At 73.3% G+C, this 13790-nt stretch carries 15 protein-coding genes and 1 pseudogene; 9 read left to right on the top strand and 7 right to left on the bottom strand.

Translation table 11 applies throughout. From position 1 onward, the window contains the following. Window positions 1–25: 25 nt before the first annotated feature. Together ACIA8N_RS30565 and ACIA8N_RS30560 are read left to right on the top strand one after the other, a co-directional pair. Entirely contained in the window at window positions 26–454 is a 429-nt protein-coding gene (locus ACIA8N_RS30565) for a MarR family transcriptional regulator (RefSeq protein WP_365780912.1), read from the top strand. Next, window positions 451–906 carry a MarR family transcriptional regulator gene (locus tag ACIA8N_RS30560; RefSeq protein WP_365780750.1) on the top strand — a complete coding sequence of 152 codons (456 nt, stop codon included), beginning with the start codon at window positions 451–453 and terminating at the stop codon, window positions 904–906. Before ACIA8N_RS30565 ends, ACIA8N_RS30560 begins: the two co-directional genes overlap by 4 nt. Before the next feature lie 38 nt (window positions 907–944). On the opposite strand, the gene ACIA8N_RS30555 is transcribed toward ACIA8N_RS30560, so the two are convergent. Both ACIA8N_RS30555 and ACIA8N_RS30550 read right to left on the bottom strand, forming a co-directional pair. Further along, on the bottom strand, window positions 945–1361 hold the full coding sequence (locus ACIA8N_RS30555) for an anti-sigma factor antagonist (RefSeq protein ID WP_365780751.1): 417 nt from the start codon (window positions 1359–1361) through the stop codon (window positions 945–947). A gap of 62 nt (window positions 1362–1423) precedes the next feature. Next, a complete protein-coding gene (locus tag ACIA8N_RS30550) occupies window positions 1424–1765 on the bottom strand; it encodes a metalloregulator ArsR/SmtB family transcription factor (protein WP_365780752.1) in 342 nt (113 codons plus the stop codon). A gap of 183 nt (window positions 1766–1948) precedes the next feature. Between ACIA8N_RS30550 and ACIA8N_RS30545 the strand changes: the two are divergent. Then, window positions 1949–2617: pseudogene (locus ACIA8N_RS30545) on the top strand (NADPH-dependent F420 reductase); the annotation flags it as partial. Window positions 2618–2621: 4 nt separating this feature from the next. Here the strand turns inward: ACIA8N_RS30545 and ACIA8N_RS30540 are convergent. The 3 genes from ACIA8N_RS30540 to ACIA8N_RS30530 form a co-directional block, all read right to left on the bottom strand. Further along, entirely contained in the window at window positions 2622–3248 is a 627-nt protein-coding gene (locus ACIA8N_RS30540; RefSeq protein WP_365780753.1) for an isochorismatase family protein, read from the bottom strand. 178 nt (window positions 3249–3426) lie between these two features. After that, complete coding sequence (locus tag ACIA8N_RS30535; RefSeq protein WP_365780754.1) at window positions 3427–3810, bottom strand: STAS domain-containing protein; 384 nt, start codon at window positions 3808–3810, stop codon at window positions 3427–3429. 201 nt (window positions 3811–4011) lie between these two features. Next, complete coding sequence (locus tag ACIA8N_RS30530) at window positions 4012–5424, bottom strand: aminopeptidase P family protein (RefSeq protein WP_365780755.1); 1413 nt, start codon at window positions 5422–5424, stop codon at window positions 4012–4014. A 148-nt stretch (window positions 5425–5572) separates the two neighbouring features. Between ACIA8N_RS30530 and ACIA8N_RS30525 the strand changes: the two genes are divergently transcribed. Further along, window positions 5573–6556: a LuxR family transcriptional regulator gene (locus ACIA8N_RS30525; protein WP_365780756.1), complete on the top strand. Its 984-nt coding sequence runs from the start codon at window positions 5573–5575 to the stop codon at window positions 6554–6556. On the opposite strand, the gene ACIA8N_RS30520 is transcribed toward ACIA8N_RS30525, so the two are convergent. Both ACIA8N_RS30520 and ACIA8N_RS30515 read right to left on the bottom strand, forming a co-directional pair. Beyond that, on the bottom strand, window positions 6504–8618 hold the full coding sequence (locus ACIA8N_RS30520) for a prolyl oligopeptidase family serine peptidase (protein WP_365780757.1): 2115 nt from the start codon (window positions 8616–8618) through the stop codon (window positions 6504–6506). The genes ACIA8N_RS30525 and ACIA8N_RS30520 overlap by 53 nt on opposite strands. Continuing rightward, on the bottom strand, window positions 8615–9583 hold the full coding sequence (locus tag ACIA8N_RS30515; RefSeq protein WP_365780758.1) for a hypothetical protein: 969 nt from the start codon (window positions 9581–9583) through the stop codon (window positions 8615–8617). The genes ACIA8N_RS30520 and ACIA8N_RS30515 overlap by 4 nt, the downstream gene beginning before the upstream one ends. 105 nt (window positions 9584–9688) lie before the next feature. On the opposite strand from ACIA8N_RS30515, the gene ACIA8N_RS30510 reads away from it, so the two are divergent. From ACIA8N_RS30510 to ACIA8N_RS30490, 5 genes are all read left to right on the top strand, one after another. Then, window positions 9689–9772 (top strand): putative leader peptide, encoded by an 84-nt coding sequence (locus ACIA8N_RS30510; RefSeq protein WP_313884353.1) that lies wholly within the window; start codon window positions 9689–9691, stop codon window positions 9770–9772. Window positions 9773–9921: 149 nt separating this feature from the next. Next, window positions 9922–10794: an ABC transporter permease gene (locus ACIA8N_RS30505; RefSeq protein ID WP_365780759.1), complete on the top strand. Its 873-nt coding sequence runs from the start codon at window positions 9922–9924 to the stop codon at window positions 10792–10794. Continuing rightward, window positions 10767–11504, top strand: coding sequence for an ABC transporter ATP-binding protein (locus ACIA8N_RS30500; RefSeq protein WP_365780760.1), 738 nt, complete (start codon window positions 10767–10769; stop codon window positions 11502–11504). The genes ACIA8N_RS30505 and ACIA8N_RS30500 overlap by 28 nt, the downstream gene beginning before the upstream one ends. Before the next feature lie 31 nt (window positions 11505–11535). Then, window positions 11536–12567, top strand: a complete 1032-nt coding sequence (locus ACIA8N_RS30495; protein ID WP_365780762.1) for an ABC transporter substrate-binding protein — start codon at window positions 11536–11538, stop codon at window positions 12565–12567. Further along, the gene (locus ACIA8N_RS30490; RefSeq protein ID WP_365780763.1) at window positions 12567–13778 is read left to right on the top strand and encodes an LLM class flavin-dependent oxidoreductase; all 1212 of its coding nucleotides are present in this window, start codon (window positions 12567–12569) and stop codon (window positions 13776–13778) included. The genes ACIA8N_RS30495 and ACIA8N_RS30490 overlap by 1 nt, the downstream gene beginning before the upstream one ends. Window positions 13779–13790: the final 12 nt, after the last annotated feature.

The following is a 13790-nucleotide window of genomic DNA, read 5'->3' as shown; positions in this document are numbered from 1 at the left end:
GGGATTCCTGGTCTGGCGCCTGTCCATGAAGTGGCGGGTCGCCGTCGACCGGGCGGTCGCACCGCTGGGCCTGACCCACGCCCAGTACGTGGTGGTGGCATCGTTGTACGGCATGTCGCGCTCCGGGCTGCGGCCCAGCCAGCGCCGGCTCGCCGAGCACACGGGGCTCGAACCGCTCTACGTCTCCAAGCTCGCCCGAGCCCTGGAGACCGCCGGGCTCGTCGCCCGCACCCGGGACCCGGACGACCCGCGCGCCATGCAGCTGTCGCTCACCGAGCAGGGGCACGACGTCACGCGCCGCGCGATCACCGTGGTCCAGGGACTGCTCGACCAGCTCCTCGAACCGCTCGGGGGACAGGACGACCCGCGTACCCGCCGCTTCACCCGCGAACTGGCGACCCTGCTCGACGCACCTCTTGATCCGCACGCCGAGAACGACGAGGAGCAGTCATGACCACCACCACGACCACCGCACCCCCGGCCGACGGCCGGGTCATCGCCCTGGCGCACTACGCCGCACGCGCCCTCCTGGAGGGCGTGCTGACCCGGCACGGCGCCACCTTCCACCAGAGCGTGACGCTCCGGGCCGTCGCGCGCGCCGGCGATTCCCTCGGCCGGGACCAGCTCGTCCGTGACGTCGACGGCTCGCTGAAGATCGGCGCCCCGGCCGTCCACGACGTCGTCGGCGAGCTGACGGCCGCGAAGCTGCTGGAGGAGGACCCGGCGGAGACGTCCCGGCTGCGCCTCACGGACGCCGGGCGGGAACTGCTCCGGAGCACCGGCAGCGAGACCGCCGAGATCTCCGCACGGCTGTACGCCGGCATCCCGGCCGAGGACCTCGCCGTGACGGGCCGCGTACTGACCCTGATCACGGAACGCGCGAACGCCGGGCCGACCGGCGCCTGAAAGCCCGCCCAGCCGTACGGTTCACACCGCCGTACGGTTCACACGCTCGGCGACGCCTCGCTCGGCGACGCCTCGCTCGGCCAGGCGTCGCTGCGCCACGCCCGCTGCTCCGCGCCCGCGCCCCGGTGGGCGGCGAGCGCGGCGGCCAGGTCGCGGTGGATCGGGACGGCGGGCCCTTCACCCGTGGGCACCAGCGCGCCGCCGGCGGGTATCGCGGCCAGTTCGAGACCCCGGCCCTCGGCCCGCAGCCTCGCCGCCGCGTCCGCGACCGCGAGCTGGCCGCCCGCCGACCAGCCGCGCAGCCGGGTCAGGTCGAGGACGACCGGTCCCGTGCCGCGCGCGACCGCCCACCCCACGGCCCCGGTGAACCGCCCCACGGCGTCGGCTCCGAGGAACCCGGCGAGCGACAGGACGCCCAGGTCCCGTTGGACGGTGTAGCGCCATTCGATGGTCATGTGCGTCGTCATCCTTCTCGTACGGGGAGCACCGCGGAAACACCGGGGCCGGCCCCGGGTGGTCATCGGGTGGCGGCCTCGCTCTCACGGAGTTCCGCGAGGAGCCGTCCCTGACCGGTGAGCATCTCGGTGAGGATGCGCCGGGCGGCCTGCATCAGCTGGGCCACGTCTCCGCCCGCGAGCGTGTAGACGACGGTCGCCCCCTCGCGCGTGGACGTCACGATCCCGGAGCGGCGCAGGACGGCGAGCTGCTGCGAGAGCGCCGCGGGTTCGACCTCGATCCGGGCGAGCAACTCCCGTACGGGCAGAGGCCCGTCCTGGAGCAGCTCGAGCACCCGGATCCGTACCGGATGACCCAGCATCCGGAAGAACTCGGCCTTGGCCTGGTAGAGCGGGACCGGCACGGTCTGTCCTCCGTGGGGTGGCGGGGGCAAGGGCCTGTCCGGTGGGTCTCCGGACGCGCGGCCCGACCAGCATGGAGGGAATTGCAGAGTTGTGCAATTCGTTGTCTCACCCGTCGGCCTCCGGGACACGTGTCGGAGGCCGGCCGCTGTAGTCCCTGACCGGTTCAGACCAGCAGAGAAGGAAACGGCATGAAGATCGGCATCATCGGAGCCGGCAACATCGGCGGCAACCTCACCCGCCGCCTCACGGCCCTCGGCCACGACGTGTCCGTCGCCAACTCTCGCGGCCCGGAGACCCTCACCGCGCTCACCGAGGAGACCGGCGCCACCGCCGTCACCGTCCCGGAGGCCGCCCGGGGCGCCGAGGTCGTCGTCGTCACCATCCCCCTGAAGAACGTCCCGGACCTTCCGGCCGGACTCTTCGACGGTGCCGCCGACGGCTTCGCCGTCCTCGACACCGGCAACTACTACCCCCGGGAGCGCGACGGCCGCATCGACGCCATCGAGGACGGCGGACTGACGGAGAGCCGCTGGACCGAGCTGCAGATCGGCCACCCGGTCGTCAAGGCGTTCAACGGGACCTACGCGCAGGACATCCTGGACAGGCCGCTGCCCGCGGGCGACCCCGAGCGCCTCGCCCTGCCCGTGGCGGGGGACGACGCCGCGGCGAAGGAGAAGGTACGGCTCCTCATCGACGAGCTGGGCTTCGACACCGTGGACGCGGGCGGGATCGACGACTCCTGGCGCCAGCAGCCGGGCACCCCGGTCTACGGTCTCCGGGAGGGCGTCGACTCGGTGAAGAAGGCCCTCGACGAGGCCTCCCCCGAGCGCACGGAGGCCTTCAGGGGCTGACGCCTCAGGCCGCCGTCGGTCCCGGCGCCGTGAACGTGACGTCTGCGGCGGCGGCCGTGACCTCCGCGTCGCTGCCGAGCGCGTACGCCGCGACCCGGGACACCGTCGCGGCCGGTATCGCCGCACTGATGCCGGGCGCGGCCGGGACGTCCTGGGTCGCGTGGGCGTCGTGCGGCACGACGACGCGGTAGCCGCGCGCCAGGGCCGTACGGGCCGTCGCCTGGACGCACATCTCGGACATCACACCGCAGACGGCGACGGACCGCACCCCCGCGTCGGCGAGCAGGCCGCCCAGCGGGGTCTCCTGGAAGCCGTCGTCGTGCGGCTTGCGGACGACCACCTCCATGGGCCCTGCCTCGACGGGGTGATGGAGCCGCCAGCCCGGTGTGTGGGGTTCGTCCTCCGCGCGGGGCGGTCCGTCGTTCTGGAGGTGGACGACGAGCGCCCCGTCCCTCCGGGCCCGCGCGATGAGGTCGGTCGTACGGTCGACGAGCCGGGCGGCCGCGGGCACGGCCCCGTCACCGGTGACGAAGGCCGACTGCACGTCCACGACGATCAGGGCGTCCACGGGCCGCGCCGGCGTGACGCTCCCGGGCGGTGTCTGCGGGGCGGGCCCGGCGGAGTGGTCCATCCGGCCATCATCACGGCCGAGAGCCCCCGCCGCCAGGGGATTTCGTCGACCGGAGGGCCTGACGCGCCCCCGGTCACGACGCCGGGTCGCGGCGGCCGGCCCCCACGCCCTCCGCACGGCAGGAGCACGGTGGAGACGCACGAGGCCTTCGCGGACGGCGACCGGATCGCGGCCCGCTTCACGATCCACGCCCGGCTGCGCAAGGGGGATCAGGCGGGTACGGCTGATCCGGCAGTGCCGGCTCCGGGTGCAGCAGGTCGCCGAGGGCCGTCAGGCGGATGAGCCGGAGGATCCAGGGCTGGTCGCAGACGAGCCTCCAGTGCGCACCGCGCCCGCGCGCGCTCCCGGCGCAGTGGGCGAGGAGGCCGAGCCCGGTGGCGTCGCAGAAGGTGAGGCGCCGGATGTCGACGGTGAGGGCGTCGCACTCCCGGACGAGGGCGTCGAGCTCGGGTCTCAGATGCCGGACGAGGACGAGGTCGAGTTCGCCGCGCAGGGCGGCGACGGTGAGACCGCCGGTCGAGCGGACGACGAGGTGCGGGTCATGACGGGGAATCAGCTGCATCGGACGCTCCACAGGGTGGCTCCATGTGTCGCTTCGAGCGTGGCCGCCCCGCTCCGGGGAGGGACGTTTCGCCTCGGCCGCTGTCACCTGAATCGGTGAATGCGCGGGCGGCCCGATCTCGCCCGCACGCCCGAAATCCGCACAGGGGTACGAGTGCAGCGCCCGCACCCGTACCCCTCGGACATCCTCGGGACGGCGGCCTCAGCCCGCGAAGCGCGCCATCCAGTCCTCGACCTCGGCCGAGGAGCGGGGCAGGTCCCCCGACAGGTTCTCGTGGCCCGCGTCGGTGACGAGGAGGTCGTCCTCGATGCGGACGCCGATGCCCCGCCACTCCTCGGGCACGGTCAGGTCGTCGGGCTGGAAGTACAGGCCCGGCTCGACGGTGAGCACCATGCCGGGTTCGAGGAGGCCGTCGACGTGCTCGCCGTTGCGGGCCTGCGCGCAGTCGTGGACGTCCAGGCCGAGCATGTGCCCGGTGCCGGCCATGGTGAAGCGGCGCTGGAGGCCGAGTTCGTACGCGCGGTCGACGGGTCCCTCGATGAAGCCCCATTCGACGAGCCGCGCCGCCAGGTGCCGCTGGGCGGCCTCGTGGAAGTCGCGGAACGGGGCGCCCGGCTTGACCGCGGCCATGCCGGCCTCCTGGGCCTCGTACACCGCGTCGTACACCTGGCGCTGGACCGGGGTGAAGGTGCCGCTGACGGGGAGGGTGCGGGTGACGTCGGCGGTGTAGAGGGAGTGGGTCTCCACGCCGGCGTCGAGCAGCAGCAGGTCACCGGGCCTGACGGGGCCGTCGTTGTCCGTCCAGTGCATGATCGTGGCGTGCTCGCCGGAGGCGCAGATGGTGCCGTAGCCGACGTGGTTGCCCTCCAGGCGGGCCCGGCGGAAGAAGGTGCCCTCGATCCACCGCTCGGAGGAGGCGATCGCCCGCGAGAGCTCGCCGACGCAGTCGGTGAAGCCGCGGACCGTGGAGTCGACGGCCTTGCGCATCTCGCCGATCTCCCAGGCGTCCTTGACGAGCCGGAGCCCGGACAGCGCCTCCTCCAGCTCGTCGTCGCGCTCCTCGTCGCTGATGACGGCGGCTTCGAGGGCCGGGTCGACGCCGCGGACGATCCGGGTCGGCACGCCCGCTCCCGCGGCCAGGTCCCCTGCGGCGGTGCGGACGTCGCGGCAGGGCAGCCCGAGGACGACCTCGGACTCCGCGAGGGAGCGGCGGCGGCCCATCCACAGTTCGGCGGTGTAGCCGATCCAGAACTCGTCGTCGTCGCGGCTGTCGCGGGGCAGCTGGTAGCAGTACGCGTCGTGGCCGCCGTCGGCGCGGGGTTCGAGCACGAGGGCGCCGTCGCGGGCCTGGTCGCCCGTCATGTGCACGTAGCCGCTGTACGGGCGGAAGGGGTAGGTGTCGTCGTTGGAGCGGGTCTTGAGGTTGCCGGAGGGGACCACGAGGCGCTCGCCGGGGAAGCGCGCGGAGAGGGCGGCGCGGCGGAGGGCCGCGTACGGCGCCTGTTCGGCGGGCTCGAGTCCCTGCCGCTCGGTGTCCGCCCACCCCGTCCTCATGAGCGCGGAGAGTTCCTCGGAGACGCCTCCGTAGAGGCCGTTCTTGCGACCCTTCGCCACGTCCTGCACCTTCTTCCGGGTGAGTTGCTCGTCCGCCGGTGGTCGGCGGCCTCCGGAAGGTACTCCCCAGGGCGCCTCCCGGGTGCCCGGATCGGCCACTGGCACAGATCGGCCACACCGGCGGGGGCGCGGGGTCGATAATGCGTGCATGGCGAACGACAAGCTCGGCGATGCGCTGCGGGTGCTGGGAATCGGCCCGGAGGCCGTACGGGTCTATCTGACCCTCCTGGAACGCGGCCCCGCACCGCTCGCCGCGATCCGCTCGGCGGCCGGTCTGGACGGCGCGGAGTTCACGGCGGCCTACGGCGAGCTGATCGACTCGGGTCTGGCGAGCGCCGCGGAGGAGGCCACGGACGTGGTCGCGCCGGTTCCGCCGGCCGCGGGTCTGGAGATCCTCGGCCGGCACCGGGCGGCCGAGATCGACGCCTCCCGCATCGCCGTCGGGGGCGCGTTCGACTCGTTCCGGCGGCAGCGGCTCGCCGCGTACGACGACCGGCTCGTGGAGGTGGTCACGGGGGACGCGATCGGCCTCCGGATGCGGCAGGCCTGGGCCAGTGCCCGCGAGCAGATCCGCCAGTTCGACTCGCCGCCCTACTTTCCCCTGGAGGGCGCCACCGACGACGCGCTCGCCACCCTCGCGCGAGGGGTGAACCAGCGGGTCGTGTACTCCCGGGAGTCGCTCGAACATCCGGGACAGCTGGAGAACTCCATCGAACCCTGCGTCGAGGCGGGCGAACAGGCCCGGGTGCTGCCTTCGGTGCCGGTCAAGCTCGTGATCATCGACGACTCGTACGCGCTGGTCTCCCTGTCGATCAAGGAGACGGACGTGTACAACACGATGCTGGTCGTGCAGCCGTGCGGGCTCCTCTCCGCCCTCGTGGCCCTCTTCGAGCAGGCCTGGCAGAACGCGCTGCCCTTCCACGGCCGCACCCCGCGGCCCGCCGGCCTGCTGCCGGCGGACCGGCGGCTGCTCCGGCTCCTGGCGGCCGGAGCCGCCGACGACGTCATCGCCCGGGAGATCGGCGTCAGCCGCCGCACGCTCTTCCGCCGGGTGCAGGTCCTGATGGCCAGGCTCGGTGCTACGAGCCGGTTCCAGATGGCTCTGCAGGCACAGCGCTCGGGGTGGCTGTGACCGTCGCCCCGACGCGGCCGGCCGGGACCTTGGCCGCCGTGGCCGTCGCACCGCTGCGGTTGAGCCGCTGCCACAGGTAGGTGTGGACGAGCGCGCTGTTGTGGGCGGCCTGTTCGTTGTCCCCGGCGCCCGCGTGGCCGCCTCCGGTGTTCTCGTGGAAGAGGACCCGGTGGCCGAGTTCCCGCAGCCGGGCCGCCATCTTGCGGGCGTGGCCGGGATGGACGCGGTCGTCACGCGTCGAGGTCATGAGGAGGACCGGCGGAACGTCCCGGTCGGCGGCCAGCCCGTGGTACGGGGAGATCGCGCGGAGGTGCGGGAGGTCGGCCTCGTCGTCCGGGTCGCCGTACTCGGCGATCCAGGACGCGCCCGCCAGGAGCTTGTGGAAGCGGGTCATGTCGAGGAGCGGCACCTGGGCGACGATCGCGCCGAACAGCTCCGGGTGGCGGGTGAGCATGGCGCCCATGAGGAGTCCGCCGTTGCTGCCGCCGGACGCGCCCAGCATGTCCGGGGTGGTGATGCCCCGGGCGACCAGGTCCTGGGCGACCGCCGCGAAGTCCTCGAAGGCACGGGGCCGTCGCGCGCCGAGCGCGGCCTGGTGCCAGTCGGGGCCGTACTCGCCGCCGCCGCGGATGTTCGCGATGACGTAGGTGCCGCCGCGCTCCAGCCACGCCCGGCCGGTCACCGCGCCGTAGTACGGCGTCAGGGAGACCTCGAAGCCGCCGTAGCCGTAGAGGAGGGTGGGCCCCGGGCCTGTGGCGGCGCGGTCGGGGCCGATGACGAAGTACGGCACGCTCGTACCGTCCCTGGAGGTCGCGAAGTGCTGGGCGACCGTGAGGCCCGTGGAGTCGAAGCGGTGCGGGGCCTGCTTGAGCACCTCCGAGCCGGCTCCGATGCGGCCGAACCGGAGCGTCGAGGGCTGCAGGAACCCGGACACGTCGAGGAAGTACTCGTCGGACTCGTCCGGGTCCGTGTCGACGACGCCGACGGCGGACAGCGGCGGAACGCCCACGAGCGGCTCGCGCGTCCAGCCGCCGGCGGCCGGGGTGAGGACCTCGATCCGGGTGCTGACGTCCCGCATGGTCTCCAGGATCAGGTGGTTGCGGGTCCAGCTGTGCCCGGCGAGCGCGGTCCGCCGGTCCGGGGTGAACAGCACCTCGGGCGTGCGGTCGCCCGCCATGAAGGCGTCGAAGCCGAACGCGAGGAGGGACCCCGTCGGCTGCCCGAGCCACGGGGACTTCAGCGTGACGATCAGATACTGCCGGTGGGCGTAGGCGAGGGCGTCGTCGGGCACGTCGATCCGCGCGCGCGTGCCGTCGGGCCGCAGGAGGTACGTCTCGCTCCGGAAGAAGTCGAGGGAACGCCCGACGAACTCCCGCTCGAACCCGGGCGTGGTGTCCCGCTGCCCCCAGGCCGACACGTCCCCGCTCGCGGCCTCGAAGACGGTCTCGGCCTCCTCCACCGGCGTCCCGCGGCGCCACCTGCGGACGGTGCGCGGGTAGCCGGAGTCGGTGAGCGAGCCGGGACCGAGATCCGTACCGACGAAGACGGTGTCGGCGTCGACCCATCCGATGCGCGTCTTCGCCTCCGGCAGCCGGAATCCGCCGTCGACGAACTCCCTCGTGCCGAGGTCGAACTCGCGGACCACGACGGCGTCGCCGCCGTCGCGCGAGAGCCGCACCAGGGCCCGGTCGTGGTCGGGCCGGCGGACCCGCGCTCCGTCCCACACCCACTTCTCGCCCTCGGCGGCGGCGAGCGCGTCGACGTCGAGCAGCACCTCCCACTCGGGCTCGTCCTGCCGGTACCGCTCCAGGGTCGTACGCCGCCACACGCCGCGCAGGTGCTCGGCGTCCCGCCAGAAGTTGTAGAGGTACGCACCGCGCCGCACGGTGTAGGGGATCCGGTCGGAGGCGTCGAGCACCTCCCGCAGGCGCGCCTTCAGCGCTCCGAATCCGGCGTCGCCGGCCACCTCGTCCGCCGTCTCGGCGTTCCGCTCGGCCACCCACGCGAGCGCGGCCTCACCCGAGATGTCTTCGAGCCACAGGTACGGATCGTCATCGTTCACTCCCCCATACTCTCGTAGTCGTCGCCGTCGCCCTTGATCCAGCCGTGGCTCTCGAACCAGTGGGTGTCGAAGTAGCGGGCCGTCGAGAACGGGTGCTGTCTGTCGGTGAGCAGGCGGTAGACGAATTCGGCGGTCGTCCCGTCGAAGCGTTTCCACGAGTCGGGAACGTCCTCCTTCGCGAGGACGGGCCATCGGTCGGGGTCCGGGCCCTCGGTGAGCCAGTAGAACTGGTGGGCCTGCTCGGAGTTCGCCCATTCGAGGAGGCCGCCGGGGGCCGGATACACCTCGTACGGCTCCCAGAGGCCGCTGGGGTGCGCCCTGGCCCACTCGCCCAGCCACTCGGTGTGCCGGACGAAGTCGTCGCTCACGAAGCCGCCGCCGGGTACGTGGAGCCGGAGGAAGCCGTCGAAGGCGCCGCGCCCGAAGATCTCGGCGAGCCGCTTGTAGTCGCCGGGCAGCGCGGTCCCGACGCGGGCCTCGACCTCCGCCCAGTCGACCGTACGCGCGCTAGCCACATCCCATCCCGTGACGGCCACGACCCCGTCCACCCAGGACGTCACCTCGTCGGCCGCCTGGTCCGCCGCCAGGTCCGCCGCCGGGTCCTCCCGCTCGGCGACCAGCACCACGAGCCGTACGCCCTCGCCGGAGCGGACGGTGCCGCAGCCGATCCACCGGCCCGCGTACGGCCAGGCGCGCATCTCCACGATCCGGTCGCCGAACGGGGTCAGGAGCGGGAGTCCGGTCGTGGCGGTCACGGTCGGATCGGCGTAACCGTCCATGGCGAGGTTGCGCGGCCGCCCGTACCGTCCGCCGAGCGCCCGCTGGAGCGAGGGGAGGTCGTTCACCCCGTCCGAGGGCGTCAGACAGAGGTGTCCCGCGGGGTGTCCCGCCTCTTCGCAGTCCAGATCGCCCGTGCCCGGCCAGGTCAGCCGGTGCACGGCCGCGAGGAGTTCCTGTTCGTCCATGGCAGGCATTGAAGCGGAGGCCACTGACATCGCGAGGAGGCCGGGAGGGGTCCACGCCCCGAGACGGCCGTTGACCCCGCGCGCTCCCACCGCTACGTTCACGCCATGTTGCGTTCAGCCCTGCTCACCACGCGCGGTCACATCGACCTGCTGCGGGTGGCCTCCGCCGCGTGTCGCCGCGGTCGCTGACGCCCTTTCACCGTTCGACACCGCCACGCCCGTGGTGTGTCCGGTCACCCTTCTGACGCCCCGCCCTCCGTGCCCGCGCCCTCCCCGCGCCCACGGCCGCTGACGCGTACCCCTCTCTCCTTCCCCCGTTCTCCCCCTGGAGTGCCGCCATGACGGTCAGTCATGCCCCGCCCCCCTCCGCGCCCGCCCCCACATCCGGCATATCGCCCTCACCCGATGTCGAGGCCCTCACTCCCGACCGGCGCCCCGGCCGCCGCCCCGCCGTCCCCCGCTGGCTGCGCCGCACCGTCGGACCCGTCCTGCTCCTCGCCCTGTGGCAGACACTCAGCTCGACGGGGGTGCTGTCGCCCGACGCGCTCGCCTCGCCCGGGACCGTCGCCCGCGCCGCCGGTGAGCTGATCGGCGACGGAACCCTGCCGACCGCGATGGGCGTCTCGCTGCGCCGGGTCGCCGCGGGCCTGCTGATCGGCGGGGTCGTCGGCATCGCGCTCGCCCTGCTGTCCGGGCTCTCCCGGCTCGGGGAGGACCTCGTCGACGCCCCCGTCCAGATGCTGCGGACCGTGCCCTGGGTCGGACTCATCCCGCTGCTCATCATCTGGCTGGGGATCGGGGAGGCGCCCAAGGTGGCGCTCATCGCGCTCGGCGTCGCCTTCCACCTCTATCTGAACGTGTACGCCGGCATCCGCGGCGTGGACGCCCAGTTGGTCGAGGCCGGGCAGTCCCTGGGCCTCGGGCGGTGGGGCCTCGTCCGCCATGTCGTCCTGCCGGGCGCCCTGCCCGGGGCCATGACCGGGCTGCGCTACTCCCTGGCCACGGCCTGGCTCGCCCTGGTCTTCGGCGAGTCCATCAACGCCGACGCCGGCATCGGCTTCCTCATGAACCAGGCGCGGGAGTTCTTCCGCACGGACGTGATCGTCGTCTGCCTGGTCGTCTACGCCTTCCTCGGCCTGCTCGCCGACGCCGTCGTCCGTACTCTCGAAAGGCTGCTGCTGCAATGGCGACCGACCTTCACCGGGCAGTGACCGTCCAGGGTCTGACCCGCTCCTTCGACGGGCGGCCCGTCGTCGACGGCCTCGACCTGAGACTCGCGGCCGGCCAGTTCACCGCCCTCCTCGGACACAGCGGCTGCGGCAAGTCCACGCTCCTGCGGGTCCTCGCGGGGCTCGACCGCGAGATCTCCGGCACCGTCCTCGTCCCGCGCCGCCGGGCCGTCGCCTTCCAGGCGCCGCGCCTCATGCCGTGGAAGCGGGTCTGGCGCAACGTCCTGCTCGGACTGCCGGGGAAACCGGGCCGGGCGGTCGCCGAGAAGGCCCTGGCGGAGGTGGGACTCGGCCACCGCTCGGGCGCCTGGCCGAAGACCCTCTCCGGCGGCGAGGCACAACGCGCCTCTCTCGCAAGGGCATTGGTACGCGACCCGGATCTGCTGCTGCTCGACGAACCGTTCGGCGCCCTCGACGCGCTGACCCGCATCAAGGCCCAGCGGCTCGTGGCCGAACTGTGGCAGCGGCGCGGCTGCACGGTCCTGCTCGTCACCCACGACGTGGACGAGGCGCTGCTGCTCGCCGACCGCGCCCTCGTGATGCGGGACGGCGTCATCGCGTACGACACCGCCGTCGACCTCGACCGCCCCCGCTCCCCCGGCGATCCCGCGCTCGCCGCGCTCCGCACCCGTCTGCTCGCCGAACTCGGCGTGGCGGAGCACGAGTCGGCCGCACGGACGGCCGGCCGATGACCACCCTTCCGCACCCCGAGGAGAGACACCCGTGAAGTCCTTCCGCCTGTCCGCCGCGGCCCTGCTCGTGCCGCTCGCCCTGCTCGCCTCCGCCTGCTCCGGCGCCTCCGCCGCCGGCCAGGGCTCGAACACCGACGGCGAGGGGTCCCTCGTCCTCAACGTCGGCGACCAGAAGGGCGGCGCCGAAGCCCTCCTGCGGGCCGCCGGCGAACTCGACGACCTCCCCTACCGGATCACCTGGTCGACGTTCAGCTCCGGTCCACCCCTGCTCGAAGCGGTGCACGCCAAGGCCGTCGACATCGGTTCCGTCGGCAACACCCCGCCCGTCTTCGCCGCGGGCGCCGACTCGAAGATCACCGTCGTCGCCGCGACACACGGCGACTCCGCGGGCGAGGCCATCCTCGTCCCCACGGGCTCGCCCGTCCGGTCCGTGCGCGGCCTGAAGGGGAAGAAGGTCGCCGTCGCGCAGGGCAGCTCCGCCCACTTCCAGCTGATCGCCTCCCTCGCCGACGCCGGGCTGAAGCCGGACGACGTCCGGGTGACCCCGCTGCAGCCGGCCGACGCCCTGGCCGCGTTCAGCAGCGGCAAGGTGGACGCGTGGGCGGTCTGGGACCCGTACACCTCGCAGGTGCTGCTGAGCGGCAAGGGCCGGGTCCTCGCCGACGGGCGCGGCCTCGTCAACGGCCTCGGCTTCCAGGTCGCCGCCCCCTCGGCCCTGGCCGACCCCGCGAAGGCCAAGGCGATCGGCGACTTCGTCGAACGCTTCCGGCGCGCCCAGGGCTGGGTGTTCGACCACCCCGAGGACTGGGCCCGGGTGTGGGCGAAGGAGACCGGTCTCCCGTACGAGGTGGCCCTCGCGGCCGTGAAGCGCAGCAACGGGACCCGTATCCCGGTCGCCCTCGACGACGCGGCCGTCGCCTCCGAGCAGAAGATCGCCGACACCTTCGCCGCCCTCGGGCTCATCCCCCGCAGGTTCCGCTTCGCCGACTTCGTCGACACCCGTTTCAACAAGGACCTGCCGCCGTCGACCACGCCGGCGCGCAGCTACGGAAAGGCCTCCTGATGACCGTCCATCTGCACTGGTTCCTGCCGACCGGCGGCGACGGCCGGACCCTCGTCGACCGGCACGCCTACACGGACGGCGGCATCACCCGCGACCGGACCGTGTCCGGTGTGCGGGCCCCGGACATCGACTATCTGATCCAGATCGCCAAGGCCGCCGAGCAGTTGGGCTTCGAAGCCGTGCTGACCCCGACGGGGACGTGGTGCGAGGACGCCTGGCTGACGACGGTGGCCCTCTCCCAGCACACGGAACGGCTCAAGTTCCTGGTGGCGTTCCGGCCGGGGGTGATGTCGCCGGTGCTCGCGGCCCAGATGGCGGCCACGTACCAGCGGATCACGCGGGGCCGGCTGCTCCTCAACGTGGTGACCGGGGGCGACTCGGCCGAGCAGCGCCGCTTCGGCGACCATCTCGACCACGACCGGCGGTACGCGCGCACGGCCGAGTTCCTCTCGGTGGTGCGGGGAGCGTGGAGCGGCCGGCCGTTCGACTTCGAGGGCGAGCACTTCCGGATCGACGGCGGGCTGACCGCGCTGCCGCCCGACCCGCTGCCGCAGGTCTTCTTCGGCGGCTCGTCCACCGCGGCCGGTCCCGTGGCCGCCGAGCACGCGGACGTCTATCTGACCTGGGGCGAGCCGCCGTGGCAGGTCAAGGAGAAGATCGACTGGATCCGGGGGCTCGCGGCGGAGCGCGGCCGGACGGTCCGCTTCGGCGTCCGGCTGCACACGATCTCCCGCGACTCGGCGCGCGACGCCTGGGCGACGGCGGACCGGCTGCTCTCCGATCTCGACGCCGAGACGGTCTCGGCCGCGCAGGCGGTCCTCGGCCGCAGCGAGTCGGTCGGCCAGCAGCGGATGCTGGCGCTGCACGGGAGCGGCTCGCTCGGCCGCGACCAGCTGGAGATCTCGCCGAACCTGTGGGCGGGCGTGGGTCTCGTACGGGGTGGCGCGGGCACCGCGCTGGTCGGCAGCCACGCCGAGGTCGCGGACCGGATCGAGGAGTACCACGACCTGGGCGTGGAGCACTTCGTCCTGTCCGGCTACCCGCATCTGGAGGAGGCGTACTGGTTCGGCGAGGGCGTGCGGCCGGTCCTCGCGTCGCGCGGGCTGCTGCCGTCGGTCGTCGCCGACCCGCTGCTCGGTGTGCCGGCGGCGAACGGCCGTCCGGCCTCGGCGCCCGGTGGAGCGCCGCTCCTGGTGCCCGGCGGGCGGTAGGGGGTGTCTTGT

The organism is Streptomyces sp. NPDC051822, assembly GCF_044452745.1.
GTDB lineage: Bacteria > Actinomycetota > Actinomycetes > Streptomycetales > Streptomycetaceae > Streptomyces.
This window is presented reverse-complemented; position numbering and strand designations above follow the sequence as displayed.

Coding starts and splice junctions, on each gene's coding strand:
- ACIA8N_RS30565 (WP_365780912.1), top strand. CDS start 26: ATGAAGTGGCGGGTCGCCGTCGACCGGGCGGTCGCACCGCTGGGCCTG.
- ACIA8N_RS30560 (WP_365780750.1), top strand. CDS start 451: ATGACCACCACCACGACCACCGCACCCCCGGCCGACGGCCGGGTCATC.
- ACIA8N_RS30555 (WP_365780751.1), bottom strand. CDS start 1,361: ATGACCATCGAATGGCGCTACACCGTCCAACGGGACCTGGGCGTCCTG.
- ACIA8N_RS30540 (WP_365780753.1), bottom strand. CDS start 3,248: ATGGACCACTCCGCCGGGCCCGCCCCGCAGACACCGCCCGGGAGCGTC.
- ACIA8N_RS30535 (WP_365780754.1), bottom strand. CDS start 3,810: ATGCAGCTGATTCCCCGTCATGACCCGCACCTCGTCGTCCGCTCGACC.
- ACIA8N_RS30525 (WP_365780756.1), top strand. CDS start 5,573: ATGGCGAACGACAAGCTCGGCGATGCGCTGCGGGTGCTGGGAATCGGC.
- ACIA8N_RS30515 (WP_365780758.1), bottom strand. CDS start 9,583: ATGGACGAACAGGAACTCCTCGCGGCCGTGCACCGGCTGACCTGGCCG.
- ACIA8N_RS30510 (WP_313884353.1), top strand. CDS start 9,689: ATGTTGCGTTCAGCCCTGCTCACCACGCGCGGTCACATCGACCTGCTG.
- ACIA8N_RS30505 (WP_365780759.1), top strand. CDS start 9,922: ATGACGGTCAGTCATGCCCCGCCCCCCTCCGCGCCCGCCCCCACATCC.
- ACIA8N_RS30500 (WP_365780760.1), top strand. CDS start 10,767: ATGGCGACCGACCTTCACCGGGCAGTGACCGTCCAGGGTCTGACCCGC.
- ACIA8N_RS30490 (WP_365780763.1), top strand. CDS start 12,567: ATGACCGTCCATCTGCACTGGTTCCTGCCGACCGGCGGCGACGGCCGG.